Source organism: Mesorhizobium salmacidum (SeqCode) (genome assembly GCF_037179605.1).
GTDB lineage: Bacteria > Pseudomonadota > Alphaproteobacteria > Rhizobiales > Rhizobiaceae > Mesorhizobium > Mesorhizobium salmacidum.
The window spans coordinates 1-271 of sequence record NZ_JAPYKS010000118.1; the positions used below are offsets into that span (position 1 = coordinate 1).

Sequence of the window (271 nt, forward strand, 5' to 3'; positions counted from 1 at the left end):
AGAGCGCCCGCCTCAATCTGGCCAATGACGACTTACTCGCATCGGCAAACTCCTCTTGGCATGACTGGCGAGCGCTCGACCCGCAATGGATGCAATCGCGGGCCGCAGAGCGGCATCGACACAAGATCAGAGCAGTCCTCGGCAACGAATTCGGCGACGAGCCCTTGTTTTTTGTCAAGGATCCGCGGATTTGCCGATTTGCCTCGTTCATATCGTCGATCTTGGCCGAGATGGAGGTCGATACGGTCGCATTTCTGCCGATCCGCAACCC

At 57.9% G+C, this 271-nt stretch carries 1 pseudogene; it reads left to right on the forward strand.

Features of this window, described 5'->3' with window-relative positions:
* Nucleotides 1-271: pseudogene (locus O7A60_RS31910) on the forward strand (sulfotransferase family protein); the annotation flags it as partial.